The 25,395-nt window shown below is 59.1% G+C and carries 24 protein-coding genes and 1 pseudogene; 13 read left to right on the forward strand and 12 right to left on the reverse strand.

Going from position 1 to position 25,395, the window contains the following annotated elements; translation table 11 throughout:
* Positions 1 to 126 precede the first annotated feature (126 nt).
* Positions 127 to 2,448, forward strand: coding sequence for a hybrid sensor histidine kinase/response regulator (locus ACYZUD_RS14490; protein WP_462024620.1), 2,322 nt, complete (start codon positions 127 to 129; stop codon positions 2,446 to 2,448).
* On the opposite strand, the gene ACYZUD_RS14495 is transcribed toward ACYZUD_RS14490, so the two are convergent.
* The 3 genes from ACYZUD_RS14495 to msrB form a co-directional block, all read right to left on the reverse strand.
* Positions 2,432 to 2,893 carry a MarR family winged helix-turn-helix transcriptional regulator gene (locus ACYZUD_RS14495; protein ID WP_462024621.1) on the reverse strand — a complete coding sequence of 154 codons (462 nt, stop codon included), beginning with the start codon at positions 2,891 to 2,893 and terminating at the stop codon, positions 2,432 to 2,434. The genes ACYZUD_RS14490 and ACYZUD_RS14495 overlap by 17 nt on opposite strands.
* Positions 2,890 to 3,375 (reverse strand): glutathione peroxidase, encoded by a 486-nt coding sequence (locus tag ACYZUD_RS14500; protein WP_128608283.1) that lies wholly within the window; start codon positions 3,373 to 3,375, stop codon positions 2,890 to 2,892. Before ACYZUD_RS14500 ends, ACYZUD_RS14495 begins: the two co-directional genes overlap by 4 nt.
* A gap of 115 nt (positions 3,376 to 3,490) precedes the next feature.
* Entirely contained in the window at positions 3,491 to 3,886 is a 396-nt protein-coding gene (msrB, locus tag ACYZUD_RS14505; protein WP_309677132.1) for a peptide-methionine (R)-S-oxide reductase MsrB, read from the reverse strand.
* Positions 3,887 to 4,112: 226 nt separating this feature from the next.
* Here msrB and ACYZUD_RS14510 point away from each other — a divergent pair, with 226 nt between their 5' ends.
* A complete protein-coding gene (locus tag ACYZUD_RS14510) occupies positions 4,113 to 5,324 on the forward strand; it encodes a pyridoxal phosphate-dependent aminotransferase (protein ID WP_462025043.1) in 1,212 nt (403 codons plus the stop codon).
* 314 nt (positions 5,325 to 5,638) lie between these two features.
* Positions 5,639 to 6,526: a protease HtpX gene (htpX, locus tag ACYZUD_RS14515; protein ID WP_462024622.1), complete on the forward strand. Its 888-nt coding sequence runs from the start codon at positions 5,639 to 5,641 to the stop codon at positions 6,524 to 6,526.
* A gap of 187 nt (positions 6,527 to 6,713) precedes the next feature.
* Here the strand turns inward: htpX and ACYZUD_RS14520 are convergent, their stop codons facing one another.
* The gene (locus ACYZUD_RS14520) at positions 6,714 to 7,370 is read right to left on the reverse strand and encodes a thiopurine S-methyltransferase (RefSeq protein ID WP_462024623.1); all 657 of its coding nucleotides are present in this window, start codon (positions 7,368 to 7,370) and stop codon (positions 6,714 to 6,716) included.
* 103 nt (positions 7,371 to 7,473) lie between these two features.
* Here ACYZUD_RS14520 and ACYZUD_RS14525 point away from each other — a divergent pair, with 103 nt between their 5' ends.
* Positions 7,474 to 8,241, forward strand: a complete 768-nt coding sequence (locus tag ACYZUD_RS14525; protein ID WP_462024624.1) for a DODA-type extradiol aromatic ring-opening family dioxygenase — start codon at positions 7,474 to 7,476, stop codon at positions 8,239 to 8,241.
* A gap of 28 nt (positions 8,242 to 8,269) precedes the next feature.
* On the opposite strand, the gene ACYZUD_RS14530 is transcribed toward ACYZUD_RS14525, so the two are convergent.
* On the reverse strand, positions 8,270 to 8,983 hold the full coding sequence (locus ACYZUD_RS14530) for a UTRA domain-containing protein (RefSeq protein WP_282380139.1): 714 nt from the start codon (positions 8,981 to 8,983) through the stop codon (positions 8,270 to 8,272).
* Positions 8,984 to 9,332: 349 nt separating this feature from the next.
* Here ACYZUD_RS14530 and ACYZUD_RS14535 point away from each other — a divergent pair, with 349 nt between their 5' ends.
* From ACYZUD_RS14535 to ACYZUD_RS14560, 6 genes are all read left to right on the forward strand, one after another.
* Positions 9,333 to 10,400, forward strand: a complete 1,068-nt coding sequence (locus tag ACYZUD_RS14535) for an ABC transporter substrate-binding protein (RefSeq protein WP_462024625.1) — start codon at positions 9,333 to 9,335, stop codon at positions 10,398 to 10,400.
* A 182-nt stretch (positions 10,401 to 10,582) separates the two neighbouring features.
* On the forward strand, positions 10,583 to 11,389 hold the full coding sequence (locus ACYZUD_RS14540) for an alkaline phosphatase family protein (protein WP_462024626.1): 807 nt from the start codon (positions 10,583 to 10,585) through the stop codon (positions 11,387 to 11,389).
* Between the two features lie 5 nt (positions 11,390 to 11,394).
* Positions 11,395 to 12,231, forward strand: coding sequence for an ABC transporter permease (locus tag ACYZUD_RS14545; RefSeq protein WP_462025044.1), 837 nt, complete (start codon positions 11,395 to 11,397; stop codon positions 12,229 to 12,231).
* Positions 12,218 to 13,018 (forward strand): ABC transporter permease, encoded by an 801-nt coding sequence (locus tag ACYZUD_RS14550; RefSeq protein ID WP_462024627.1) that lies wholly within the window; start codon positions 12,218 to 12,220, stop codon positions 13,016 to 13,018. The genes ACYZUD_RS14545 and ACYZUD_RS14550 overlap by 14 nt, the downstream gene beginning before the upstream one ends.
* Positions 13,015 to 14,004: an ABC transporter ATP-binding protein gene (locus tag ACYZUD_RS14555; protein WP_462024629.1), complete on the forward strand. Its 990-nt coding sequence runs from the start codon at positions 13,015 to 13,017 to the stop codon at positions 14,002 to 14,004. The genes ACYZUD_RS14550 and ACYZUD_RS14555 overlap by 4 nt, the downstream gene beginning before the upstream one ends.
* A gap of 34 nt (positions 14,005 to 14,038) precedes the next feature.
* A complete protein-coding gene (locus ACYZUD_RS14560) occupies positions 14,039 to 14,692 on the forward strand; it encodes an HAD family hydrolase (RefSeq protein ID WP_462024630.1) in 654 nt (217 codons plus the stop codon).
* A gap of 115 nt (positions 14,693 to 14,807) precedes the next feature.
* Here ACYZUD_RS14560 and ACYZUD_RS14565 read toward each other — a convergent pair whose 3' ends face one another.
* Positions 14,808 to 15,770 (reverse strand): zinc-binding dehydrogenase, encoded by a 963-nt coding sequence (locus ACYZUD_RS14565; RefSeq protein ID WP_462024631.1) that lies wholly within the window; start codon positions 15,768 to 15,770, stop codon positions 14,808 to 14,810.
* A 138-nt stretch (positions 15,771 to 15,908) separates the two neighbouring features.
* Between ACYZUD_RS14565 and ACYZUD_RS14570 the strand changes: the two genes are divergently transcribed.
* Together ACYZUD_RS14570 and ACYZUD_RS14575 are read left to right on the forward strand one after the other, a co-directional pair.
* Positions 15,909 to 17,990, forward strand: coding sequence for a carboxy terminal-processing peptidase (locus tag ACYZUD_RS14570; protein WP_462024632.1), 2,082 nt, complete (start codon positions 15,909 to 15,911; stop codon positions 17,988 to 17,990).
* Positions 17,991 to 18,138: 148 nt separating this feature from the next.
* Complete coding sequence (locus ACYZUD_RS14575; RefSeq protein ID WP_462024633.1) at positions 18,139 to 19,929, forward strand: bifunctional diguanylate cyclase/phosphodiesterase; 1,791 nt, start codon at positions 18,139 to 18,141, stop codon at positions 19,927 to 19,929.
* Positions 19,930 to 19,939: 10 nt separating this feature from the next.
* Here the strand turns inward: ACYZUD_RS14575 and ACYZUD_RS14580 are convergent.
* From ACYZUD_RS14580 to ACYZUD_RS14605, 6 genes and pseudogenes are all read right to left on the reverse strand, one after another.
* Positions 19,940 to 20,209: pseudogene (locus ACYZUD_RS14580) on the reverse strand (hypothetical protein); the annotation flags it as partial.
* 395 nt (positions 20,210 to 20,604) lie between these two features.
* Positions 20,605 to 21,012, reverse strand: a complete 408-nt coding sequence (locus tag ACYZUD_RS14585) for an SEL1-like repeat protein (RefSeq protein ID WP_462024634.1) — start codon at positions 21,010 to 21,012, stop codon at positions 20,605 to 20,607.
* Positions 21,013 to 21,384, reverse strand: coding sequence for a hypothetical protein (locus ACYZUD_RS14590; RefSeq protein ID WP_003223109.1), 372 nt, complete (start codon positions 21,382 to 21,384; stop codon positions 21,013 to 21,015).
* On the reverse strand, positions 21,381 to 21,722 hold the full coding sequence (locus ACYZUD_RS14595; protein WP_462024635.1) for a helix-turn-helix domain-containing protein: 342 nt from the start codon (positions 21,720 to 21,722) through the stop codon (positions 21,381 to 21,383). Before ACYZUD_RS14595 ends, ACYZUD_RS14590 begins: the two co-directional genes overlap by 4 nt.
* Positions 21,723 to 21,836: 114 nt before the next feature.
* Positions 21,837 to 22,292, reverse strand: a complete 456-nt coding sequence (locus ACYZUD_RS14600) for a YkvA family protein (RefSeq protein WP_462024636.1) — start codon at positions 22,290 to 22,292, stop codon at positions 21,837 to 21,839.
* A gap of 292 nt (positions 22,293 to 22,584) precedes the next feature.
* On the reverse strand, positions 22,585 to 23,301 hold the full coding sequence (locus ACYZUD_RS14605) for an FKBP-type peptidyl-prolyl cis-trans isomerase (RefSeq protein WP_214377591.1): 717 nt from the start codon (positions 23,299 to 23,301) through the stop codon (positions 22,585 to 22,587).
* 268 nt (positions 23,302 to 23,569) lie between these two features.
* Here ACYZUD_RS14605 and ACYZUD_RS14610 point away from each other — a divergent pair, with 268 nt between their 5' ends.
* Entirely contained in the window at positions 23,570 to 25,378 is a 1,809-nt protein-coding gene (locus ACYZUD_RS14610) for a di-heme-cytochrome C peroxidase (RefSeq protein WP_462024637.1), read from the forward strand.
* Positions 25,379 to 25,395: the final 17 nt, after the last annotated feature.

Here is a 25,395-nt window from a genome sequence, read left to right on the forward strand (position 1 = left end):
AGCGACGAAACTCAGCGCTTGGTGTCCGCAGCCCCCAGGTTACAAGGGCTGTGCGAGAACCTCGGTATCCATGCATGATCGACTATGCTTGAGCAGCGAAGGGAAACGGAAGTGGTTCAACACCCCATGGATATCAAGTTCACCAACCGGCTGTCCTACAAGCAAGCCCGGCTTACCGTGCTGGTCGGTTTCATTCTGGGCACGCTGCTCAGTCTGCTGCAAATAGGCATCGATTATGCCAGTGAAGACGCCTCCATCAACCGTGAAATCCTGTCTTTGCTGGAAATCAGCCATAACCCCGCGTCCCGCATCGCCTACAACATCGACGCCGAACTGGCTCAGGAACTGACCCTGGGCCTGCTGCGCTCGCCAGCGATCATCGGCGCGCAATTGATCGACAACAACGGCACCGTGCTGGCCAGCGTCAAGCGCCCTGGCGTGCAAAGCAATTATCGGGTGATCAGCGACTTCCTGTTCGGCGCCAACCGCCAGTTCGAAGACCGCCTCTATCTGGATCATTTGCCCAGCGAATCCCTCGGCACGCTGCGACTGGATGTGGACACTTACTCCTTCGGCAACCGGTTCCTGCGCCGGGCCGAAGTGACCCTGCTCAATGGCTTCGCCCGCAGCCTGCTCCTGACCGGCATTCTGCTGGCGCTGTTCTACGTGATGCTGACCAAACCGTTGGTACGGGTCATCCGCGAACTCAGCAGCCGCGATCCGCGCAGCGCGGAGCCGACGTCGCTGGAGTGTCCTACGAATCATGAAAACGATGAAATCGGTGTACTGGTCAAGGTGGCCAACCAGCAATTCGAAAACATCGCCACCGAAATCCAGCAGCGGCGCAACGCCGAAAACCGTTTGACCGATTACCTCGGACAACTGGAAAACATCGTCTCGGCCCGCACCGCGGAACTCAAGGCGATCAACACCCGGCTCAGCCAATCCAACGATGAACTGGAAGTCGCCCGCAGCACCGCCCTGGACATGGCTGAAGCGCGCTCGGTATTTCTGGCCAACATGAGCCATGAAATCCGTACGCCCCTCAATGGTCTGCTGGGGATGATCGCGCTTTCCCTCGACGGCCCGCTCAACGCCGAGCAACAGCAGCAACTGTCCATCGCCCATGACTCGGGCAAAGTGTTGGTGGAGTTGCTCAACGATATTCTCGACCTGTCGAAGTTCGATGCCGGCCAGCTCGAACTCGAACACATTCCGTTCGACCTCGGCTCACTGATCGAGGACACCGCCAACCTGCTGTCGCAGAACGCCGCACCAAGCGTCGAGCTGACCTGTCTGATTGATCCGTATTTCCCGGCGCTGGTACTTGGTGACCCGACTCGCGTGCGGCAGATCGTCAGTAATCTGTTGTCCAACGCCCTCAAATTCACCCGTTTCGGTCGGGTCGATGTGCGCCTGTCGACGTTCGAAGAGGGCGTCAGAATCGAAGTCTGCGACACCGGCATCGGGATCGCCCAGGATGCTCAGGTCAAGATCTTCCAGCCGTTTACCCAGGCCGGCGCTGGAATAACCCGGCAGTTCGGCGGTACCGGGCTGGGCCTGGCCCTGACCTACAACCTTTGCGAAGCGATGCAAGGGCGCCTCACCATCAGCTCGGAAGCGGGCTTCGGCAGCCAGTTCTGCGCCGACCTGCCACTGCCTTGCCACACCCGAGCCCTGCCTCCGGCCTCTTTGCGGGGCAACGTCATCGCGATCACCGCCGCCAGCAGTGGCCTGGCCGAACTGTTGAAGAGCCTGTTGCCGGGGTGGGGACTCGATTATCAGCAGCGCTCGATCGATGACTCGATGATCGGCCTGGAGCCCGACATGGTGATCACCGATTGCCCCGAATGCCTGTTTGGCCTGCGCCCTGCCTGTACCGCGCCGATTCTGTTGGTGACTGCTTACGGCAGTTTCATGCCCAGCGAACAAGCCAGCGCCCTGGCACCCTTGCAGCAGCAGGCACGCCCCCTGGCGCGCAATGCCCTGTACCAGACACTGCGGCGAATCCTGCAGCCGGAAATCAACACCATTAACGATGCCAGGCTGGAGGCGCTCTCCCCCCAACGACGCGGACGCGTGCTGCTGGTGGAAGACAACCCGGTCAATCAACTGGTGGCCAAGGGAATGCTCGGAAAACTCGGCTGCGAGGTGATCGTCGCCGCTCACGGTGGCGAGGCGCTGGATCAGCTCGAACACAGCGAATTCGATCTGGTGCTGATGGATTGCAACATGCCGGTGATGGACGGCTACGAGGCCAGTCGACAAATCCGTCGCAGCGGGCGCTGGCCGCAGTTGCCCATCGTCGCCCTGACCGCCAACGCCATGTCCGAAGAACGCGAACGCTGCCGTGCCGCGGGCATGAGCGACTACCTGGCCAAACCCTTTCGCCGGGAAGAACTGGCCGCCCTGCTGGACGTGTGGATGCCGACTATGACAGTCCTTTGATTTGCCCCAACAGGTGATCCAGGCCATCGCGCAGATCATTCAGGCGATCCAGATCAACGCCGCTATCGCACAGCAAACGAGCCTTGAGCGGCCCGACCTGATCGCGTAAGGCCTTGCCGGCCGGCGACAGGCTCAGGTGCACTTCACGCTCATCCCGCGCCGAGCGCTGGCGCTGAACCAGTTGCAGTTGCTCAAGACGCTTGAGCAGCGGCGTCAGCGTGCCGGAATCCAGCGCCAGGCGCTCGCCCAACGCCTTGACCGTCGGCTGCTCCGGTGCCACCTCCTGCCATTCCCACAACACCAGCATCGCCAGGTATTGCGGGTATGTCAGGCCAAGCTGATCGAGCATCGGCTTATAGGCGCGGATCACCGCCCGGGAGGCGGCGTACAGCTTGAAGCAGAGCTGGCTGTCGAGCTTCAGGGAATCGACTGACAACGTGTTCATTTGAGCAAGGCTTCGATCTCGCGGCTCAGGTCCTGCGGCTTGGTCGCCGGAGCGAAGCGTTTGACCAACTGACCGTCCTTGCCGATCAGGAACTTGGTGAAGTTCCACTTGATGCCTTGGGAACCGAGCACGCCTGGTGCGCGTTTTTTCAGTTGAACGAACAGCGGATGGGCGCTGGCGCCATTGACCTCAATCTTCTTGAACAGCGGAAAACTGACACCGTAGTTCAGCTCGCAGAACTCGGAAATCGCCCCTTCGTTGCCCGGCTCTTGCTTGCCGAACTGATTGCAGGGAAAGCCCAGCACCACCAGCCCCTGATCCTTGTAGGTCTGCCACAGTTCTTCGAGGCCCTTGTATTGCGGGGTGAAGCCGCACTTGCTCGCGGTGTTGACCACCAGCACGGCTTTGCCGGCGAAATCCGCCAGGGTCTTTTGCTCACCCTTGATGGTGGTGCAAGGGATGCTCAGCAAATTGTCGCTCATGGCACAGGCTCCATAGGAAGGAAGAGAAGACAAACATAGCGAGCAATTGAATTGCGTGCAATTTAATAAATCAATCTGATCGGTTGTGAACGACAAATCCGGTACGGGGCCCGCATTACCCGCGCGGTACCAGGTCCAGGCACACCGAGTTGATGCAGTAACGCAGACCGGTCGGCGGCGGACCATCCGGGAACACATGCCCCAGGTGCGCATCGCATTTGGCGCAGACCACTTCGGTGCGGATCATGCCGTGGCTGACGTCACGGATCTCGACCATGGCGCTGTCGCCGATCGGTGCGTAGAAGCTAGGCCAGCCGCAGCCGGAGTCGAATTTGGTCTTGGAGTCGAACAACGGCTCGTTGCAGCAGATGCAGTGGTAAACACCGTCGACCTTGCTGTCATTGTATTTGCCGGAGAACGGCCGTTCGGTGCCCTTGAGGCGGCAAACGTTGTATTGCTCCGGATCGAGCATGGCTCGCCATTCTTCCAGGGTTTTTTCCAACTTTTCCATCGTCACACCTCGGCAGCTGAAAAAGCCCGATCTGTACCTTTTCCACAGATCGGGCGGCACGTATGATTGCGCCTCGTCAAACGCCAGTCTGGCAGCCAGACCACGCGCATTCAAACGGATTTATGGGTGCTGCTTCTCAAGGCGTCAGGCCTGTGTGAGTACGCAGGATTCCCAGTACGGTCGTTCATACGCCGCCTGGATCGTTCATTTTCGGGAACACATCGCCATGCAGGTCAGCAAATCGAACAAGCTCGCCAACGTCTGCTACGACATTCGCGGCCCAGTGCTCAAGCACGCCAAACGCCTGGAAGAGGAAGGCCATCGCATCCTCAAGCTGAACATCGGCAACCCGGCGCCTTTTGGTTTCGAAGCGCCGGATGAAATCCTCCAGGACGTGATCCGCAACCTGCCGACCGCCCAGGGCTACAGCGACTCCAAGGGCCTGTTCAGCGCCCGCAAGGCCGTGATGCAGTACTACCAGCAAAAGCAGGTGGAAGGCGTCGGCATTGAAGACATCTACCTGGGCAACGGCGTTTCCGAACTGATCGTGATGTCGATGCAGGCCCTGCTCAATAACGGCGACGAAGTGCTGGTACCGGCTCCGGATTATCCGCTGTGGACCGCTGCGGTGAGCCTGTCCGGCGGCAACCCGGTGCATTACCTGTGCGACGAGCAGGCCAACTGGTGGCCGGACCTGGCCGACATCAAGGCCAAGATCACGCCGAACACCAAGGCGCTGGTGATCATCAACCCGAACAACCCGACCGGTGCGGTGTATTCCAAAGAAGTCCTGCTGGGCATGCTGGAACTGGCCCGCCAGCACAATCTGGTGGTTTTTTCCGACGAGATCTACGACAAGATCCTGTACGACGATGCCGTGCACATCTGCACCGCTTCGCTGGCGCCGGACCTGCTGTGCCTGACCTTCAACGGCCTGTCCAAGTCCTATCGCGTGGCCGGTTTCCGTTCCGGCTGGATCGCCATCTCCGGTCCGAAACACCACGCCCAGAGCTACATCGAAGGCATCGACATGCTGGCCAACATGCGCCTGTGCGCCAACGTGCCGAGCCAGCACGCCATCCAGACCGCCCTCGGTGGTTATCAGAGCATCAATGACCTGATACTTCCGCAAGGTCGCCTGCTGGAACAGCGCAACCGTACCTGGGAACTGCTCAACAACATTCCGGGCGTGAGCTGCGTCAAGCCGATGGGCGCGCTGTATGCGTTCCCGCGGATCGACCCGAAAGTCTGCCCGATCCACAACGACGAGAAATTCGTGCTCGACCTGCTGCTCTCCGAGAAGCTGCTGGTGGTTCAAGGCACGGCCTTCAACTGGCCATGGCCGGATCACTTCCGTGTCGTGACCCTGCCGCGGGTGGACGATCTGGACATGGCCATCGGGCGTATCGGCAACTTCCTCAAATCCTATCGCCAGTAAGTGGCCCGTCACCGTGCGACGTTTGCAAGTCGCACGCTGATTGATTCAGCAACATATCTTTCTGCCTTGTCGGACATTGCAGCTTCAATCGCTGGCTGATGCCATGCCGCATGCTCGTCTCCAGCAACGACAGGGGCTGCGACGTTAATTGGCTGACAAACCCTTCCTGTATCGACGTCGGAAATACCCTGCAGGCAGCTAGACTGTTGCTGTAGGACACAGTTTGAAATAGTCACCCGGTTGAATAGCCCGGTGCAGCACCTTATATACCCCGCAGTACGCTACATCTTTAGTATGAGGAGATTTCTACAACCATGATGCGCATCCTGCTGTTTTTGGCCACTAACCTGGCGGTCGTGCTGATTGCCAGCATCACCCTGAGCCTTTTCGGCTTCAACGGGTTCATGGCGGCCAACGGGGTTGATCTGAACCTCAATCAGCTGCTGATTTTCTGTGCGGTCTTTGGTTTCGCCGGTTCCCTGTTCTCGCTGTTCATCTCCAAGTGGATGGCGAAGATGAGCACCAGCACCCAGATCATCACCCAGCCGCGCACACGTCATGAGCAATGGCTGCTGCAAACGGTCGAGCAACTGTCCCGCGAAGCCGGGATCAAGATGCCGGAAGTCGGGATTTTCCCGGCCTACGAGGCGAACGCTTTCGCCACTGGCTGGAACAAAAACGACGCACTGGTCGCGGTCAGCCAGGGCTTGCTCGAGCGATTCTCGCCCGATGAAGTGAAAGCCGTCCTGGCCCACGAAATCGGCCACGTGGCCAATGGCGACATGGTCACCCTGGCATTGGTCCAGGGCGTGGTGAACACCTTCGTGATGTTTTTCGCGCGGATCATCGGCAACTTTGTCGACAAGGTGATCTTCAAGAACGAAGAAGGCCAGGGCATCGCCTACTACGTGGCGACCATCTTCGCCGAACTGGTCCTGGGTATCCTGGCCAGCGCCATCGTCATGTGGTTCTCGCGTAAACGCGAATTCCGTGCAGACGAAGCCGGTGCACGTCTGGCCGGCACCGCCGCCATGATCGGCGCCCTGCAACGCCTGCGTGCGGAACAGGGTCTGCCGGTGCACATGCCGGACACCCTGACGGCTTTCGGCATCAACGGTGGCCTGAAACAAGGTTTCGCCCGCATGTTCATGAGCCACCCGCCGCTGGAAGAGCGCATCGACGCACTGCGTCGTCGGGGCTGAGAGGCTCGGCACTAAAAGAAAAGGCCCGCAGCGATGCGGGCCTTTTTTTGTCTGCTGATTGATGAGGTGTTCATTCTGCCCTCATCGCGAGCAGGCTCGCTCCCACATTAGACAGCGCCCGCCTGAACGGCTCGGTCAACTGTGGGAGCGAGCCCGCTCGCGAAGGGGCCAGCACTGACAACATCAATTACCGAGCAGAAATCCGATAAACCCGCTCCTCAAGCCGCGTCACCCCGCTCTCGATAAACTTCCAGCTCTCACCCAGAACATCCTGATCTTCCAGAATCTTCAGCGCCCACGAAGCCCCGAACAATCGCTGCACTTCATCATCGAGTACGGCAAACGGCGGCCCGTCCTTTTGCGTCTGGTCGTAATCCAGGGTAATCAACAACCCCAGCGCGTCCTTCGGCAGAATCCGGTTCAGATGAGCGGCGTATTGCTCACGCATCGCGGGTGGCAGGGCAATCAACGCGGCGCGGTCATACAGCGCGCTGCAATCGGCAACATCACCCGCCGTCAACTCGAAGAAATCGCCACACCACAGCTCGATCGACCCCGCGCGGTAGACCTTGAACGGCCCCTGCTCACTGACGTCAGGATCAAATTGATGCTCACTGAAGAAGTCCTCAACGGCCTTTTCCGACAGTTCGATCCCCAACACCTCATGCCCCTGGTGTGCGAGCCACAACAGATCCAGACTCTTCCCACACAACGGCACCAGCACGCGCGCGCCCTCTTCCAGCTCCAATTGCGGCCAGAACCGTTGCAGATAAGGATTCACTTGCGTCAGATGAAAGCCGATCTGATTCGACTGCCACCGCTTGTGCCAAAACTCCGGCTGCATAAATAACCCCGAAAATTCGATCAAAACACCCTAAAACTTATATTAGATTTAGATCAATGATCTGACTGAAGATGACGCCATCTTAACTCTCAGGAGCTCATTCATGTTCCCTAGCCTGTATATCTCTCATGGTTCCCCCATGCTGGCCCTGGAACCCGGTGCCAGCGGGCCGGCACTCGCGCGCCTGGCCGCCGAATTGCCGAAACCCAAGGCCATCGTGATTGTTTCCGCGCATTGGGAAAGCAATGAGCTGCTGGTCAGCGGCAACCCTCAGCCTGAAACATGGCATGACTTCGGTGGCTTTCCGCAGGCCTTGTTCAACGTGCAATACCCGGCGCCCGGCGATCCCCAACTGGCGGCAGAGGTCGTCGAACTGTTGAAAACCGATGGTCTGCCTGCGCGCATCGACACCAAACGGCCGTTCGACCATGGCGTTTGGGTGCCGTTGTCGTTGATGTATCCGCAGGCAGACATTCCGGTGGTGCAAGTCTCGCTGCCCACCCGCGGCGGCCCGGCCCTGCAAACCCGCGTCGGTCATGCACTGGCCAGCCTGCGCGAACAGGGTGTGCTGTTGATCGGCTCCGGCAGCATCACCCATAACCTGCGGGAACTGGACTGGCACGCCGGCCCGGAAAGCGTCGAGCCCTGGGCCAAGGCATTTCGCGACTGGATGATCGAAAAACTCCAGGCGGACGACGAAGCCGCGCTGCACGACTACCGCCAGCAAGCACCGAACGCCGCGCGCAACCACCCGAGTGATGAACATTTGCTGCCGCTGTATTTTGCCCGCAGCGCCGGAGGAACCTTCAGCGTGGCCCATCAGGGATTCACCATGGGTGCCCTGGGCATGGACATTTACCGCTTCGGATAAAGAAAGGAGCGTCCTGTGGCGGCCAGGCTCACACCACATCGACCCCGACATGAATCGCATCGTGCCGCCAAAACTCCAGATCACAATCGATCAGCCGTTCATGCTGATCGTAGTTGACCCGCGCAATCCGCAATCCCGGGCTCCCCACCGTCACCCGCAAGGCCGCCGCCGCATCCACCGACAACGCCGTCGGCACAATCTCGAAACGCACCCGCCCATAGTGCAAATCGTAATGCCGTGCGTACAGCTCGGTAATCGACTGATTCAAATCGAACTCCAGGATCCCCGGAAAAAACTGCGGATTCAGATAGTGCTCCACATACAAAACCAGTCGTTCATCGATCCGCCGCGCCCGGCAGATCTGAATCACGCTCGACAACGCCGGCAACTGCAGCCAGGCACAGACCGCCGCCGACGCCGGCTGCAACCGCGCTGAAATCACCTCGGTGGACGGCACCCGTCCCTGAGCGCTGACCATCGCGTGAAAGTGACTGCGCTGCATCAGGTTATAGGCCAGGCGCGGTGGCGAGACGAACCAGCCCCGACGCTCCTCGCGATAAATCTGGCCCTGGGCCTCCAACTGCAACAACGCCTCACGCACGGTGATCCGGGTAGTGCCAAACAACTCACTGAGTTTGCGCTCGGCCGGTAACTTGCTGCCGGGCGCCAACAACCCGTGATCGAGCTGTTCCTGAAGAACCTGCCCGATGGCTGTCACCGCTTTGGTTGTCTCGATGCGCATCAACGTTACCTATCTGGACTAGACCAGCACTGTTTCGGGGCAGAACCGTGACTCCAAACGGCTCCATCAACTTCCTGCAAGCCTAGGCACTGCTTATGACTGGCAGATGACAAAGCCGCCGAACGGTTGCGCCAGAGGCCTGCAATTTCACGGCCAAGTCCTTTCATATCAGCCCTTTAGCCATGGTCTACGCTTACTGCGAAGCCTGAGCATTGTCGTGCAAAAAATATAGGCAGACCGGTGGTCGACATCAAAATGTCATCAGAGGCGCTTAGATTGGCTCAGGTATTGCTGACCTAGACCAACACAACCGCAATCGCAGCGTTGAAAACGCCCAAAGGAGCTTCGGATGAAAAAGCTTTTCCTGGCATCACTGTTAGGCTCGACCATTGCCATGTGCACCGCCGCCATGGCCGCTGATACCGATTTGAAAACTCTGGAAGCCGCTGCGAAAGCGGAAGGTGCGGTCAACAGTGTCGGGATGCCCGATGACTGGGCCAACTGGAAAGGCACCTGGGAAGACCTGGCCAAGAAATACGGCCTGAAACACATCGACACTGACATGAGCTCGGCCCAGGAAATCGCCAAGTTTGCCGCCGAGAAAGACAACGCCAGTGCCGACATCGGCGATGTGGGTGCAGCCTTCGGCCCGATCGCGGTCAAGCAAGGCGTCGTGCAACCTTACAAGCCAACGACCTGGGAGCAGATTCCGGACTGGGCGAAGGATAAGGACGGCAACTGGGCGCTGGCCTACACCGGCACCATCGCGTTCATCGTCAACAAGAAGTTGCTACACGGCTCCGACGCACCGACCAAGTGGGCTGACCTCAAGACCGGCAAATACAAGGTCTCTATCGGTGACGTGAGCACCGCCGCACAGGCTGCCAACGGTGTACTGGCTGCCGCGCTTGCCAACGGTGGCGACGAGAAAAACCTTCAGCCGGCCCTGTTGCTGTTCGCCGACATCGCCAAACAAGGTCGTCTGTCGATGGCCAACCCGACAATCGCCACCATGGAAAAGGGTGAAATCGAAGTCGGCGTGGTCTGGGACTTCAACGGCCTGAGCTACAAAGCCAAGATGGCCAATCCGGATGACTACACCGTGCTGATTCCATCCGATGGCTCGGTGATTTCCGGTTACACCACCATCATCAACAAATACGCCAAGAACCCGAACGCCGCCAAGCTGACCCGCGAATACATCTTCAGCGACGCCGGCCAGATCAACCTGGCGCGCGGCAACGCCCGTCCGATCCGCGCCGAGCACGTCAAACTGCCGGATGACGTCAAGGCCAAACTGCTGCCTAACGAGCAGTACAAAGGCGTGACACCGATCAAGGATGCGGACGCGTGGGAGAAAACCTCCAAGGCCCTTCCTCAGAAGTGGCAGGAAGAAGTCATCATCAACATGCAATAACGCTGTAGCCCACCCTTTGGAGGGCTAGTGGAGATCCCTGTGGGAGCGAGCCTGCTCGCGATAGCGGACTTGGATTCAACATCAATGTTGAATGGACAACCGAGATCGCGAGCAGGCTCACTCCCACAGTGGACCGTGGTGAATCCAAGTTTCTGACACCTGTTTTGCGGAGTTCCGCCCCTATGAAGCACAACGTCATCCTTGTCGTGCTCGACGGCCTCAATTACGAGGTCGCGCGCCACGCCATGGGGCACCTGCAGGCTTACGTTGGCGCAGGACGCGCGGCGCTCTACAAACTGGAGTGCGAACTGCCGGCCCTGTCCCGACCACTTTACGAATGCATCCTGACCGGCGTCACGCCGATCGACAGTGGCATCGTCCACAACAATGTCTCGCGCCTGTCCAACCAGCGCAGCATCTATCACTACGCCACCGACGCCGGCCTTAAAACCGCCGCCGCGGCCTATCACTGGGTCAGCGAGCTGTACAACCGTTCGCCGTTCGTTGCCGCCCGGGATCGTCACACCGACGACCCCAAACTGCCGATCCAGCACGGTCACTTCTATTGGAGCGATCACTACCCGGACTCGCACCTGTTCGCCGACGCAGAAAACCTGCGCCTGCGTCACGCACCGAACTTCCTGCTGGTGCACCCCATGAACATCGACGACGCCGGGCACAAGCACGGTCTCGACACCCCGCAATACCGCAACAGTGCCCGCTTCGCCGACATATTCCTCGCCGACTACCTGCAAGGCTGGCTCGATGCCGGATACCAGGTGCTGGTGACCGCCGACCACGGCATGAACAACGACCGTTCCCACAACGGCCTGCTGCCGGAAGAACGCGAAGTGCCGCTGTTCGTCCTCGGCGACGCCTTCAGTTTCAACGCCGGCGCCGCACCGAAACAGACTGAAATCTGCGGCACCGTCTGCGAACTGCTGGGTGTGGCTCACGACAAACCTGTGTGCCGGGAGCTACTCAAGTGAACGCCATGACTCGCGGCAAATGGCTGGCGGCGCTGTGCCTGGTGCCCTTCGCCCTGTTCTTCATCGTGTTCCAGATCGCCCCGCTGCTCTGGGTGATGATCAACAGCCTGGAATCGGAAGAGTTCGGCTGGGGCCTGGCCAACTTCACCAAGATCTTCAACTCGAAGTTCTATCTGCAGGCGATCCAGTACAGCCTTGAGATCAGTTTCTGGTCCAGCGTGTTCGGGATCATTATCGCGGTGCTCGGCGCCTACTCCCTGCGCCGGGTCGACTCGAAACTGCGTAATTTCGTCAACGCCTTCGCCAACATGACCAGCAACTTCGCCGGCGTGCCCCTGGCCTTCGCGTTCATCATCCTGCTGGGTTTCAACGGCAGCATCACCATCATGCTCAAGCAGGCCGGGATCATTCAGGACTTCAACCTGTACTCGAAAACCGGGCTGATCATCCTCTATACCTATTTCCAGATTCCCCTCGGCGTGCTGTTGCTCTATCCGGCTTTCGACGCCCTGCGCGAAGACTGGCGTGAATCCGCTGCGCTGCTGGGCGCCAACGGCTGGCAGTTCTGGCGACACATCGGCTTGCCGGTGCTGACGCCTGCGCTGCTCGGCACGTTCGTGATCCTGCTGGCCAACGCCCTCGGCGCCTATGCCACGGTGTATGCCCTGACCACCGGTAACTTCAACGTGCTGCCGATCCGCATCGCGGCGATGGTCTCTGGCGACATTTCCCTGGACCCGAACCTGGCCAGTGCCCTGGCCGTGGTGCTTGTGGCGTTGATGACCCTTGTGACCATCGTCCATCAGCTGCTGTTGAAGAGGAGCTACCATGTCTCGCGCTGAACTGGGCCCTGTCGGTGTCTACCACCGGGTCGTGGTCTACCTGCTGTTTGCCATTCTGCTGTTGCCGCTGTTCGGAACGCTGATCTACTCGATCGCCAGCAGTTGGTCAGCGACTATTCTGCCCAGCGGCTTTACCTTCAAGTGGTACATCCAGCTGTGGAGCGATCCACGGTTCCTCCACGCGTTCGGGCAATCGCTGTTGGTCTGCGTCGGCTCGCTGATTCTGTCGGTGGTGCTGATTCTGCCGCTGCTGTTCGTGGTGCATTACCACTTCCCGAAACTCGACGCGCTGATGAACATCCTGATCCTGCTGCCCTTTGCGGTGCCGCCGGTGGTGTCGTCGGTGGGGCTATTGCAGCTCTACGGCTCGGGGCCGTTCGCGATGGTCGGGACGCCGTGGATTCTGATCGGCTGCTACTTCACCGTGGCGCTGCCGTTCATGTATCGGGCAATCACCAACAACCTGCAAGCGATCAACCTGCGCGACCTGATGGACGCCGCCCAACTGCTCGGTGCCAGCACCTGGCAAGCGGCATTCCTGGTGGTGCTGCCGAACCTGCGCAAGGGCCTGATGGTGGCACTGCTGCTGTCGTTCTCGTTCCTGTTCGGTGAATTCGTGTTCGCCAACATCCTTGTCGGTACCCGTTACGAAACCCTGCAGGTCTACCTCAATAACATGCGCAACAGCAGCGGCCATTTCACCAGTGCGCTGGTGATTTCCTACTTCTTCTTCGTGCTGGTTCTGACCTGGGCTGCCAATATCTTGAACAAGGACAAAAGCGAATGAGCTATGTCAGCGTCCAACACCTGCAAAAAAACTATGCAGGCACTACGGTTTTCAGCGACATCAACTGCGAAATCCAGAAAGGCGAATTCGTCACCCTGCTCGGCCCGTCCGGTTGCGGCAAGTCCACGCTGCTGCGGTGCATCGCCGGGCTGACATCGGTGGATGGCGGCAAGATCCTGCTCGATGGTCACGACCTGGTGCCGCTGAGCCCGCAAAAACGCGGGATCGGCATGGTGTTCCAGAGCTACGCACTGTTTCCGAACATGACGGTGGAACAGAACGTCGCCTTCGGTTTGCGCATGCAGAAGGTCAACGGCGACGACAGCCAGAAGCGTGTCGCCGAAGTGCTGAAACTGGTGGAGCTGAATGATTTTGCTGCGCGTTATCCGCATCAACTGTCAGGCGGCCAATGCCAGCGAGTCGCGTTGGCCCGGTCCTTGGTGACCCGACCGCGGCTGTTGTTGCTCGATGAACCGCTGTCGGCCCTCGATGCGCGGATTCGCAAGCACTTGCGCGAACAGATCCGTCAGATCCAGCGTGAACTCGGCCTGACAACTATCTTCGTCACACACGATCAGGAAGAAGCGCTGACCATGTCTGACCGGATTTTCCTGATGAATCAGGGAAAGATCGTACAGAGCGGCGACGCCGAAACCCTTTACACCGCCCCCGTGGATGTTTTTGCCGCCGGCTTCATCGGCAACTACAACCTGCTGGACGCCGACAGCGCGACGAAACTGTTACAACGGCCGATCTCCCATCGCATCGCTATTCGCCCCGAGGCCATCGAACTGAGCCTGAACGGCGAACTCGATGCACACGTGCGCAGCCACAGCCTGCTGGGCAACGTGATTCGCTACCGGATCGAAGCCCGGGGCGTGGAGTTGGTGGTGGATGTGCTGAACCGCTCGGCGGCCGACCTGCATCCCGATGGTCAGCGCCTGGCGCTTTCCATCGATCCGACGGCCCTGTGTGAGGTAGCCTGATGCCTTTGCTGATGTTGAAGAGAGAACTGCACTGATGGCCCTGGCAATTTTTGATCTGGACGAAACCCTGATCCACGGCGACTGCGCCACCCTCTGGAGCGAGCAAATGGGCCGCCTGGGCTGGGTCGACCCCGAGTCGTTCATGCGTCAGAACAACGAACTGATGGACGCTTACAGCCATGGCAAACTGCGGATGGAGGACTACATGACCTTCAGCCTGGAGCCGATGATCGGGCGCACGCCGGAAGAGGTCGACCATTTGGTCGGGCCTTGGGTGGAAGACTTCATCGAGCCGATCATCTTCAGCGACGCCACCAAAGCCATCGCCGCGCACCGCAAGGCGGGTGACCGGATTCTGGTAATCTCGGCATCGGGCACGCACCTGGTCAGGCCGATTGCCGACCGGTTGGGCATCGACGAAATTCTCGGGATCGAGCTGGAAGTGACGCATGGGGTTTATAGCGGCAACACCGTCGGCACCCTGACCTACCGCGAAGGCAAGATCACGCGCTTGCTGGAATGGCTGGATGCGGAAGAAGAAAACCTGGAAGGCGCGAGTTTTTATTCCGACTCGCGTAATGATTTGCCGCTATTGCTGAAGGTAGATTTCCCACACGTTGTGAACCCGGATCCGGTATTGCTTGAGCATGCCGAAAAAGCCGGCTGGCCCATCCACCTCTGGAAGTAACCTGGCCCATTGTGGGAGCGAGCCTGCTCGCGATTCAGGCGACGCGGTTTATCTGTAAGACCGCGTTATCGTTCATCGCGAGCAGGCTCGCTCCCACAGGTGCAGCGCATTGTCGTCAGGTGAGGCTTTCGTCGATCACCAGCACCAGTTTTCCAGCCACCTTGTTGCTCGCCAATTCGGCAAACGCCGCTTCGGCATCCTTGATCGGGAACGTCTTCGCCAACTGCGGGCTCAAGCGCCCTTCGGCAAACAGCGGCCAGACATGCTGACTCAGATCACTGAACAAATCGGCCTTGAACTGCTCGTCGCGGTTGCGCAGGGTCGAACCCAGCAATTGCACGCGCTTGGCCAATACCTGCGCCAGATCCAGTTTTGCCTCACGCCCCCCCATCAGGCCAATCAGCACCCAACGGCCATCACGGGCCAGCAGCTTAAGGTTGAGCTCTGCATAGTTGCCGCCGACCGGATCGAGAATCACATCGAACGGTCCCAGGTCGCTCAAACTGTCCAGATCTCCGGTGCGCACCACCCCTCCCTGTGCCCCCAGCGCTTCGCAATAAGCCAGACGCCCGGCCGAGCCGACGCTGACCCAGCACGGATTACCAAATGCCTTGCACAGCTGAATGGCAGCTGAACCGATTCCACTTGCTCCGGCGTGCAGAAGAACTTTCTCACCGGGCTTGAGCGCAGCCAGTTGAAACAAATTCAGCCAAACGGTCGCGTACACTTCCGGCAACGCCGCTGCTTCGGCCAACGACATTTCGTCGGGAACCGACAACACATGCCGTCCGTCGACAACCACTTCCTCAGCCATCCCGCCCCCGGCCAGCAAGGCGCAGACCCGATCACCGACCTGCCAGGACGACCCGGGACCGACCTCGCTGATCACCCCCGAACACTCAAGACCCAGCACCTGACTGGCTCCCGGCGGTGGCGGATAAAGGCCGGCCTTCTGTAACAAATCGGCGCGATTGAGACCCGCTGCCGCCACTCGGATACGAACTTGTCCTACATCACATGTAGGACTCGGCTCTTCAAGCCACTCCACTTGACCTTCCACGCCTTGCAATGCTTTCACAGTGCCTCCATAGTGAGTCTGGACTGAGCCCGAAGCTGTATCGCCGGGCTTTTTGCATTATGCGACCGGCCCTTGTGGAACCGGCGACTTCAAAGACGGCCTAATATGCGTTATCAATTGTCCCCGCGTCGAATCAGCATGAAGCATTTGTTCCCCAGCACCGCCCTCGCCCTATTTATTGGTATCGGCCTGATGCCGATGTCGAACAATACGTTCGCAGCCAATAGCTGGGACAAGCTTCAGCCCGATCGTGACGAAGTGATCGCCAGTCTGAACGTCGTCGAGTTGCTCAAGCGTCACCATTACAGCAAGCCGCCGCTCGATGACGCGCGCTCCGTGATCATCTACGACAGCTACCTCAAGCTGCTGGATCCATCACGCAGCTACTTCATGGCCAGCGACATTGCCGAATTCGACAAGTGGAAAACCCAGTTCGACGACTTCCTCAAAAGCGGCGACCTCAACGCCGGGTTCACCATCTACAAGCGCTACCTGGACCGCGTCAAGGCGCGTCTGGACTTTGCCCTTGCCGAGCTGAACAAGGGCGTCGACAAGATCGACTTCACCACCAAGGAAACCTTGCTGATCGATCGCAAGGATGCCCCTTGGCTCAAATCCAATGCAGAACTCGACGACCTGTGGCGCAAACGCGTCAAGGATGAAGTCCTGCGGATGAAAATCGCCGGTAAAGACTCCAAGCAGATTCAGGAAACGCTGACCAAGCGCTACAAGAATCAGCTGGCACGTCTGGACCAGACCCGTCCGGAAGACATCTTCCAGGCGTACATCAACACCTTCGCCATGTCCTACGATCCGCACACCAATTATCTGTCGCCGGATAACGCGGAGAACTTCGACATCAACATGAGCCTGTCCCTCGAGGGCATCGGCGCCGTGTTGCAGAGCGATAACGACCAGGTCAAAGTCGTGCGTCTGGTACCTGCGGGCCCGGCCGACAAGACCAAGCAGGTTGCACCGGCCGACAAGATCATCGGTGTTGCCCAGGGCAACAAAGAGATGGTCGACGTGGTCGGCTGGCGCCTGGACGAAGTGGTCAAGCTGATCCGTGGCCCGAAAGGCACCGTGGTGCGCCTGGAAGTGATCCCGGCCAGCAATGCGCCGAACGACCAGACCACCAAGATCGTCCCGATCACCCGCGAAGCGGTGAAGCTTGAAGACCAGGCGGTGAAGAAGTCGGTCCTCAACCTGAAACAGGACGGCAAGGACTACAAGCTCGGCGTCATCGAGATCCCGGCCTTCTATCTGGACTTCAAGGCCTTCCGCGCCGGTGATCCGGACTACAAGAGCACCACTCGCGACGTCAAGAAACTGCTGACCGAGTTGCAGAAAGACAAGGTCGACGGCGTGGTCATCGACCTACGCAACAACGGCGGCGGTTCCCTGCAGGAGGCCACCGAGCTGACCAGTCTGTTCATCGACAAAGGTCCGACCGTTCTCGTGCGTAACGCCGACGGCCGGGTCGATGTACTGGAAGATGAAAACCCGGGCGCGTTCTACAAAGGCCCGATGGCGTTGCTGGTCAACCGCCTGTCCGCCTCGGCCTCGGAGATTTTTGCCGGCGCCATGCAGGACTACCACCGCGCACTGATCATCGGCGGCCAGACCTTCGGCAAAGGCACGGTGCAGACCATTCAGCCGCTGAACCATGGCGAACTGAAGCTGACCCTGGCCAAGTTCTACCGGGTTTCCGGTCAGAGCACCCAGCATCAGGGCGTACTGCCGGACATCGATTACCCGTCGATCATCGACACCAAGGAAATCGGCGAAAGCGCCCTGCCGGAAGCCATGCCGTGGGACACCATCCGTGCGGCCATCAAGCCTGCGCTCGACCCGTTCAAACCGTACATCTCGCAGCTCAAGTCCGAGCATGACGTACGTACAGCCAAGGACGCAGAGTTCGTGTTCATCCGCGACAAGCTGGCCTTGGCGCAGAAACTGATGTCGGAAAAAACCGTCAGCCTCAATGAAGCCGACCGTCGTGCACAACACGCCGACATCGAAACCAAGCAGCTCGCCATGGAAAACCTGCGTCGCAAGGCCAAGGGTGAAGAGCCGCTCAAAGAGCTGAAGAAAGAAGACGAAGACGCCATTGCGGCCGAGCAGGACAAGACCAAACCAGAAGACGATGCCTACCTGAGCGAGACCGGGCGGATTCTGCTGGACTACCTGAAACTCAACACCGCGGTCGCCAAGCACTAAGTTGTTACAAGCAAGATGATGGCAATTTAATGCTGACGCTCCCTGGAGCGTCATCAAACAGTCATCATTCTGTCGTGAAATAAAGGACTGGGAGCCCTCTTCAACCAAGAGTGTGCTCCCAGTCCTTTTTTTATCGCCAGAGATCGCCATGACCACGACCGAACAGCTGAGTGCGTTGAGTTCAATACTGGCTCAAAGCGGTTTGCACAGCCTGTTCCAGCCAATCATCTCCCTCTCTGAACGACGAATTATCGGCTACGAAGCCCTCAGCCGAGGCCCCTCCAACAGTCCGTTGCACTCCCCTGTCGCGCTGTTTGCCGTTGCACGTCAGGCAGGCCGCCTGAACGAGCTGGAAATCGCTTGTCGCGAGAGCGCTTGCCGACGCTTCAATGAACAACAGCTGCCCGGCAAACTCTTCCTTAACGTTTCACCGGAATCCCTGCTCGAAGCCGCCCACCAACCTGGGCGCACACTGCAATTGCTGCAGGACTTCGGCATACCGCCGAGTCAGGTGGTGATCGAACTCACAGAACAGACCCCGACCGACGATTTCCAGTTACTGCAAAACGCGCTGCATCACTACCGGGCGATGGGCTTTTCCATTGCGCTGGATGATCTGGGTGCGGGTTATTCGAGTCTGCGCTTGTGGTCCGAACTGCGGCCGGACTATGTGAAGATCGACCGGCACTTCATCGACGGTATTCATCAGGATGCCCTCAAACGCGAATTCGTCGGTTCGATCCTGCAAATCGCCAAGGCCTCGCGGGCGAAAGTGATCGCCGAAGGCATCGAGTTGCCAGAAGAACTCGCGGTGTTAACCGAGATGGGCGTCGATCTGGTCCAGGGCTATCTGCTTTGTCGCCCGCAAGAGCACCCGCCCCGGGATGCACGAACCTTGATGCCCAAACACGACAGCTCCGCCGTGGCGCTGAACGACGAAGGCAGCGACCTCAGCGCCCTGCTCAACGACCAACCGGCAGTGGGCCGCAACACTCCGACCGCCACGGTCCTGGAAGCCTTCCGTCGCCAGGCCAACCTGAACTCGCTCGCGGTGCTCGACGAGCAAGGCCAGCCCTGCGGCATCGTCCACCGACATTCGCTCTCTGACGCCCTGCTCAAGCCCTTCGCCACCGACCTGTTCGCCCGCAAGCCCATCAGCCGTTTGATGAACGACGACTTTCTCGCCGTCGAGATGAGCCAGTCGCTGCAACAGGTCAGCCGCCTGATCACCAGTCGCGCCCGACAGCGCATCGAAGAAGACTTCATCATCACCCTCAACGGCGGCTATCTGGGCCTGGGCCGGGTAATCGACGTGCTCAAGCTGATTACCGAACTGAAGATTCAGCAGGCTCGCTATGCCAACCCGCTGACCCTGCTGCCGGGCAACGTGCCGATCCAGCAATGCCTCACGCGGTTGCTGCAACAGAAACGGGAATCGGTGATCTGCTACGTGGACATCGACAGTTTCAAACCCTTCAACGACATCTACGGCTACGGTCGGGGGGATGAGGTCCTGCTGTGCCTGGCGCAATGTCTGAATGATCGCGTCGACCCGTCCCGCGACTTTGTCGGCCATATCGGCGGTGATGACTTTTTGCTGGTGCTCGGCCCGGAAGACTGGCGCAAACGCCTGAACCAATTGCTCGACGACTTCCAGAGCCAGTGCCGGCGGTTCTACCGCAGTGAACACCTGGAGGCGGGTTGTTTCATTGCCCCCAATCGCCAGGGTGTGCGGCAGGAATTTCCGTTACTGTCGCTGTCGATCGGCGTGGTGCATTTGCATCCACAGGCCTGTGGACAACTCGATGCGAGCCAGTTGGCGGAGATGGCGTCTCAGGCCAAACACCACGCGAAGAATGTGCCGGGGTATAGCGTGCATGTGATTGATAGCCTGGCGGTGCCTGGACGAGAGGATGAATTGCTGATGGGGCAGCGCTGAATCTGCTGACGCCATCGCGAAGTGGGATGGCGCAAAGCAAGGCAAAGTCGCTGAGGATGAAGGATTCGCACTCGATCGATCCACGCATGGACAGGTTCTCAAGCACTTGGGTTACAGCGCGAATTCGATAGCCGGCGGCATCATACAAAACATCAAGCGGCGCTTGCGTATCGACGAACAGGGTGGGCATGTCGGTGCAGTTGCTGGTGAGCGCCATGAAGCGGTTTTCGGGGTGGGGAATGGGTTTTTCGTAGGGTGGATCGGGATGCAGTGTTGGCATTTGGAACCCCTAAAAGTGTGATAGGAACTACCATCCGCCTTCCTACAGGTTAGGGCGGGGTAGGAATATCGAGACTTTTAGGGCGAAAACTCGACCACGCCGAAGCGTGCCCACACATAGCCGCCGCAACGAATCTTACGGACGCATTTCAACGGCCGCAATCAAGTATCGACGCCATGTCACCTTAAAAGTCTTGAAGGGTTCCTACACCCTGTCACTGAATATGCAGCGACCACCAAAGCCTATCGATTGAACTCCCTGCGCACCAGTTCACGAAAACCGCCACAACTTGAAGGACACTTCCGAGGACCTTGCCCAGAAATTTCGCGCCCCAAACGCAAAACGTGGCGGGAGGTTTCCCTCACGCCACGTTTGCTTATCGGACAATCAACGAATTACTGCGAAGAACCACCAGCCGCCAACTCTTTAAGTTTGATCTCGGCCAATGGATGTCCGGCTTTGGCAGCTATTTGCCAAAACCGCGCCGCTTCAGCCGCATCCGGCGCCTTGCTCGCCGTCCCCGCCAGGCTGATCATGCCCACCTGATATGCCGCTTTGCCATCGCCCGCCAAGGCCGCCAGACGCAGCAATCGGACACCTTCCTCACGAGCCCCAAGGCCGACACCGCGGAAGGTCAGGATGTGGCCATAGAAGCTCTGAGCGCCGACATCACCTAGGTTGGCCATGCGCGCGAACTGACCCTCGAGCCAGCTCCAGCCGCGCGGCTGGCGCACAAACCACGACCAGTGAAACAGCCTGCGAGCCAGCCAGTAACCCGCCCGCGCCTTGAGTCGTAAAAACACTCAGGCCTCCGCCGATTCGGGGTACTCGTATTCGAACACTCTCACCACTTCCGAGGCATGCCAGGACGCGGCGGCAACACCATCAGACGGCCCGGAGAAACGCCCCAGACGCTCGACACATTCAAAGAAACCGGTGCGCGGCAGACGACTGGCGCCCTGGCTGATCACCAGCGAACTACGCAAGGGCTGTTCGGCCTTGGCGTCCAGCGCGGCCAGATGCTCAAGGGCAGCGGTCAACGTTTGCATGGCGGGCGTCGGGAGTTGCAAACGCTCCAGCAACGCTCGATAAGTCAGCAGATGGCGCTGGCGGCGCGCCTGATCCAGCTCGCCCAGCAATCCGTCCCAATGTTGACGACTGATGCGTACGCTCACGATTCTTCCCTCCACCCTGGCACCGTCAATTCCCAGGCCAGGCTGCGGCGAATCGCAGCGTCGGGTTGACGCTCGCCACTTTCGATCAAGGCCAGATAAGACGGGCTGATGCCTACCGTGCGGGCGAGCGCCTCGATGGCGATGCCCTTCCCTTCGCGCAAACTGCGTAGTTGATCCAGACCCGGAAGAATCTGGTCTGGTGTTGCTGCGTGACGCTCTGGGGCGACCCGCGGCGGTTGCTCGTTGATGCCTGCTGCTTTCAGTAACGCTTGATACTGAGCCCACGGCAGAACCGCATATTCGGGCTCGCCTTCGCGTGTGATTATCTGAATATCCATGACTTCCCCGTAGGACAACGACACTTAGCGAGTCGGCACTTTTCCCTAGAAGTGTAATCCTAACAGCGGCCAAGGTCGCGAGGGGTTTGAATATAAGGATGATCCTGAATCGGCTCAGTTTTTCTTCGGTCCCTGAAGCTGAAGTTGCTCAGGTGTATCGGGCAACCGTTCGACCACGGCGAGCTTCTCCGGCAATTGGCGATTGCGCCAGGCACGGAACGCGTTGAGTTCGTCGTCGAGGACTTTCATCAGCCACGCCAACACGGCGATGTCATCAAGCATGCCGAACACCGGAATGAAATCCGGAATCGCATCCACCGGGCTCAGGAAATACATCAGGCCTGCGACCACCGAGATCAGCGCTTTCGGGCTGATGGCCCGGTACTCACCGCGCCAGTAGGCAAGGCAAAGAGCCTGCAACAAGCGAAGGTCATCCTTGAGTTTACCCAGCCGGTTGCCTTGGCTGGCACCTTTGCTGGCCACCGCGAACAACAGCGTCGGCAATCGTCCACGGGCGAGCAGGCGTCCGGCCAGTGGCAGGAAACGAGCAAAATTCCAGGGTGTTTTCATGATTCCTCCCGCCTAAATGTTATCCACACAAATTGTGGATAACCTTGTGAACAGAGCTGCTTTTCACGGCTGAAAGCCCCGTTTCATAAGGGCCTGACTCAGATCGGGCATTTTTTACTCACATAAAAAAACCCAAGATTTCATTGACTTGGCGCTCTGGCGCGGATAGCCCAGCGCCCTCAATGGCTCTGACTCCAGCGTACAGCATCCGTTCGCTTTGTTTACCCTCGCTGAACGCCAGATGCAACAACGCCCCGCATAAGCGGGGCGTTGTTTTTAGAACAGACGCTGATTACTTGGCGGCGTCGTCTTGCTTGGCTGGATCCTTGATCGCCAGCAGTTCCAGGTCGAATACCAGCACGGAATTGGCTGGAATCGCCGGGCTTGGGCTCTGGGCGCCGTATGCCAGTTCGCTAGGGATGTACAGTTTGTACTTCTCGCCAACGTGCATCAGTTGCAGGCCTTCGACCCAACCCGGGATCACACCGCTGACCGGCAGATCGATCGGGCTGCCGCGCTCGACGGAGCTGTCGAAAACGGTGCCGTTGGTCAGGGTGCCGGTGTAGTGAACAGTCACTACGTCGGTCGGCTTAGGCTGTGCGCCATCGGCTTTTTTGACCACTTCATATTGCAGGCCCGAAGCGGTGGTCGTTACACCGGCTTTCTTGGCGTTGTCTTCGAGGAATTTCTTGCCAGCGGCTGCCGACTCTTCGCTCATTTTGGCCATACGCTCTTCAGCACGCTTTTGCAGCGCTGCGAAGGCTTCGACCAGCTCTTCATCCTTCAGCTTCTGTTCTTTCTTGCCGACGGCATCTTCGATGCCCTGGGCAACGGCTTTGGAATCCAGATCATCCATGCCTTCCTGAGCCAGGCTCTTGCCCATGTTCAGGCCAATCCCGTAGGAAGCTTTTTGCGCCGGGGTTTTCAGCTCTACGCTGGTCTGCGAATCACAACCCGCAAGTACCAGGCTAACCAGGGCCACCGCCGCCGCCAACCGATGCTGTTTCATGCTATTTCCTTGTTCATGCGCCTAAAGGGCAATCGAGTAAAGCCGCGAGCTTATCAGGCGGCCACGACCAATGGCTACCGGCATGAGAGCAGGAAACTTCTGATAAGTTCAGGTGTTTTAACGCATTTCCAGAATCGGAGGATGAAGCTTCTGTCATCTTCGCCTCACAGAGGCAACTGTCCTGCCCACGACATCTGACGTAATGGCCACTTGCCCCTTCTTTGCAGCTGAGGCATAAGAGAACAATAAATCGACAAGGACGTTTATCTTGCGCCTCTTTTACCGCTTGCTGGTTCTGATCGCTGCGCTGCTGGGGCTGCTCCTGGCCGTGGTTCTGTACTATGTCGCCAACCCGAAACTCCCGGACTGGCCACCCGCGCAACAGGTGCATTACCTGGAGCAGTGGAGCGCGGCTGACCGCCAGACCTATTACTTCACCCCTCAGGGCACTCAAGTCAAAGGCTTGCGCTACGACTGGTTCAACGCCCTTGAACTGCCCTTTTCGCAACAGCGATTCGCCGCCCCCGAATACCTTGCGCGCTTCGGTTTTCTGATCGACCCCAACCAGAAAGCGACGCCGAACAACCCCGGCAACCTGCCAGTGGGTTTTGCCCGTCATCAAAACCCTGGCAGCCCGGATCAGTTTCTGGACATCACCTGCGCCGCCTGCCACACCGGCGAATTGCGTTTCAAAGGCCAGGCGGTGCGCATTGACGGTGGTTCGGCGCAGCATGTTCTGCCGTCCAGCGTTCCTACCCTGCGTGGCGGCAGTTTCGGACAAGCACTGGTAGCCAGTCTGACCTCGACTTACTACAACCCGTGGAAATTCGAACGTTTCGCACGCAACGTGCTGGGCCAGGACTACGACACCCGCCACGAACAACTGCGCAAAGACTTCAAAACCTCTCTCGATACGTTCCTGAAAGTAGCCTGGAACGACACCCACCGAGGGCTCTACCCGACCGAGGAAGGCCCCGGCCGTACCGACGCTTTCGGGCGCATTGCCAACGCCAGTTTCGGCGACGCGATTTCCCCCGCCAATTACAGGGTGGCCAACGCGCCGGTCGACTATCCACAGCTGTGGGAAATGTGGACCTTCGACTGGGTGCAATGGAACGGCTCGGCGCAGCAGCCGATGGCCCGCAACATCGGTGAGGCCCTGGGCGTGGGCGCCACGCTGAACTTCTTCGACAGCAACGGACAGCCGCTCAAAGGCGACAACCGTTATCCATCGAGTGTCCGGGTGCGCGATTTGCACCTGATCGAAGAAACCCTGCAACGACTCAAACCGCCAGCCTGGCCGGAAGAGCTGCTGGGCGCGATCGACAAGCCCTTGGCCACCAAAGGTCGCGCACTGTTCACCGAGAACTGCGCCGGCTGCCACGTACCGCGCGTCACCCATAGCGACGGGCGTCCGGTGCAAGAGCTGAAAATGCTTCCGGTGGAAGTCATCGGCACAGACCCGGGTGCGGCCAACAATATCGCCGACCACCGCTTTGATCTGACGGCTTTGCAGTGGAGCCCCGCAGAACTGGCGCAACTTGACGTTCAGTTGCATCCAGCCCCCACCGAACCACTGGACCTCAGCAAATTATCGGTCGCCAAAGGGCTGGCCTACGTCACGGCATTCGTCGAGAACCGGGCGTATCGCGACGCGGCCATCACCCCGGCCGAGCGACCGGCGATGGATGGCTTCGGCCTGCCGATCGGTGTCCGTGAGTTGCGCGCCTACAAGGCCCGGCCACTGGCGGGGGTATGGGCGACAGCGCCGTTTCTGCACAACGGTTCGGTGCCGAGCATTTATCAGTTGCTCTCACCTCAGGACGAACGCGCGACCACCTTCTACAAAGGCACCTTCGAGTACGACCCGAAACATCTGGGCTATCGCACCGAAGCCTTCACCAATGGTTTCGTTTTCGACACGCGGATCACCGGCAATCACAACAGCGGCCACGAATTCCGCGCAGGCAAGCGCGGCAACGGCGTCATCGGGCGCTTGCTGCAGCCCGAAGAGCGTTGGGCGCTGCTGGAATACCTGAAAGTATTGGGCGGTCCGCTGGAGTCACAACTGCCATGACCGTCGCCATGACCAAA

This window comes from Pseudomonas sp. XS1P51 (assembly GCF_054897845.1).

Excerpts from the sequence above, each read along its gene's own strand:
- ACYZUD_RS14490 (WP_462024620.1), top strand. The coding sequence starts at position 127 with ATGGATATCAAGTTCACCAACCGGCTGTCCTACAAGCAAGCCCGGCTT.
- ACYZUD_RS14495 (WP_462024621.1), bottom strand. The coding sequence starts at position 2,893 with ATGAACACGTTGTCAGTCGATTCCCTGAAGCTCGACAGCCAGCTCTGC.
- ACYZUD_RS14500 (WP_128608283.1), bottom strand. The coding sequence starts at position 3,375 with ATGAGCGACAATTTGCTGAGCATCCCTTGCACCACCATCAAGGGTGAG.
- msrB (WP_309677132.1), bottom strand. The coding sequence starts at position 3,886 with ATGGAAAAGTTGGAAAAAACCCTGGAAGAATGGCGAGCCATGCTCGAT.
- ACYZUD_RS14510 (WP_462025043.1), top strand. The coding sequence starts at position 4,113 with ATGCAGGTCAGCAAATCGAACAAGCTCGCCAACGTCTGCTACGACATT.
- htpX (WP_462024622.1), top strand. The coding sequence starts at position 5,639 with ATGATGCGCATCCTGCTGTTTTTGGCCACTAACCTGGCGGTCGTGCTG.
- ACYZUD_RS14520 (WP_462024623.1), bottom strand. The coding sequence starts at position 7,370 with ATGCAGCCGGAGTTTTGGCACAAGCGGTGGCAGTCGAATCAGATCGGC.
- ACYZUD_RS14525 (WP_462024624.1), top strand. The coding sequence starts at position 7,474 with ATGTTCCCTAGCCTGTATATCTCTCATGGTTCCCCCATGCTGGCCCTG.
- ACYZUD_RS14530 (WP_282380139.1), bottom strand. The coding sequence starts at position 8,983 with ATGCGCATCGAGACAACCAAAGCGGTGACAGCCATCGGGCAGGTTCTT.
- ACYZUD_RS14535 (WP_462024625.1), top strand. The coding sequence starts at position 9,333 with ATGAAAAAGCTTTTCCTGGCATCACTGTTAGGCTCGACCATTGCCATG.
- ACYZUD_RS14540 (WP_462024626.1), top strand. The coding sequence starts at position 10,583 with ATGAAGCACAACGTCATCCTTGTCGTGCTCGACGGCCTCAATTACGAG.
- ACYZUD_RS14545 (WP_462025044.1), top strand. The coding sequence starts at position 11,395 with ATGACTCGCGGCAAATGGCTGGCGGCGCTGTGCCTGGTGCCCTTCGCC.
- ACYZUD_RS14550 (WP_462024627.1), top strand. The coding sequence starts at position 12,218 with ATGTCTCGCGCTGAACTGGGCCCTGTCGGTGTCTACCACCGGGTCGTG.
- ACYZUD_RS14555 (WP_462024629.1), top strand. The coding sequence starts at position 13,015 with ATGAGCTATGTCAGCGTCCAACACCTGCAAAAAAACTATGCAGGCACT.
- ACYZUD_RS14560 (WP_462024630.1), top strand. The coding sequence starts at position 14,039 with ATGGCCCTGGCAATTTTTGATCTGGACGAAACCCTGATCCACGGCGAC.
- ACYZUD_RS14570 (WP_462024632.1), top strand. The coding sequence starts at position 15,909 with ATGAAGCATTTGTTCCCCAGCACCGCCCTCGCCCTATTTATTGGTATC.
- ACYZUD_RS14575 (WP_462024633.1), top strand. The coding sequence starts at position 18,139 with ATGACCACGACCGAACAGCTGAGTGCGTTGAGTTCAATACTGGCTCAA.
- ACYZUD_RS14595 (WP_462024635.1), bottom strand. The coding sequence starts at position 21,722 with ATGGATATTCAGATAATCACACGCGAAGGCGAGCCCGAATATGCGGTT.
- ACYZUD_RS14600 (WP_462024636.1), bottom strand. The coding sequence starts at position 22,292 with ATGAAAACACCCTGGAATTTTGCTCGTTTCCTGCCACTGGCCGGACGC.
- ACYZUD_RS14605 (WP_214377591.1), bottom strand. The coding sequence starts at position 23,301 with ATGAAACAGCATCGGTTGGCGGCGGCGGTGGCCCTGGTTAGCCTGGTA.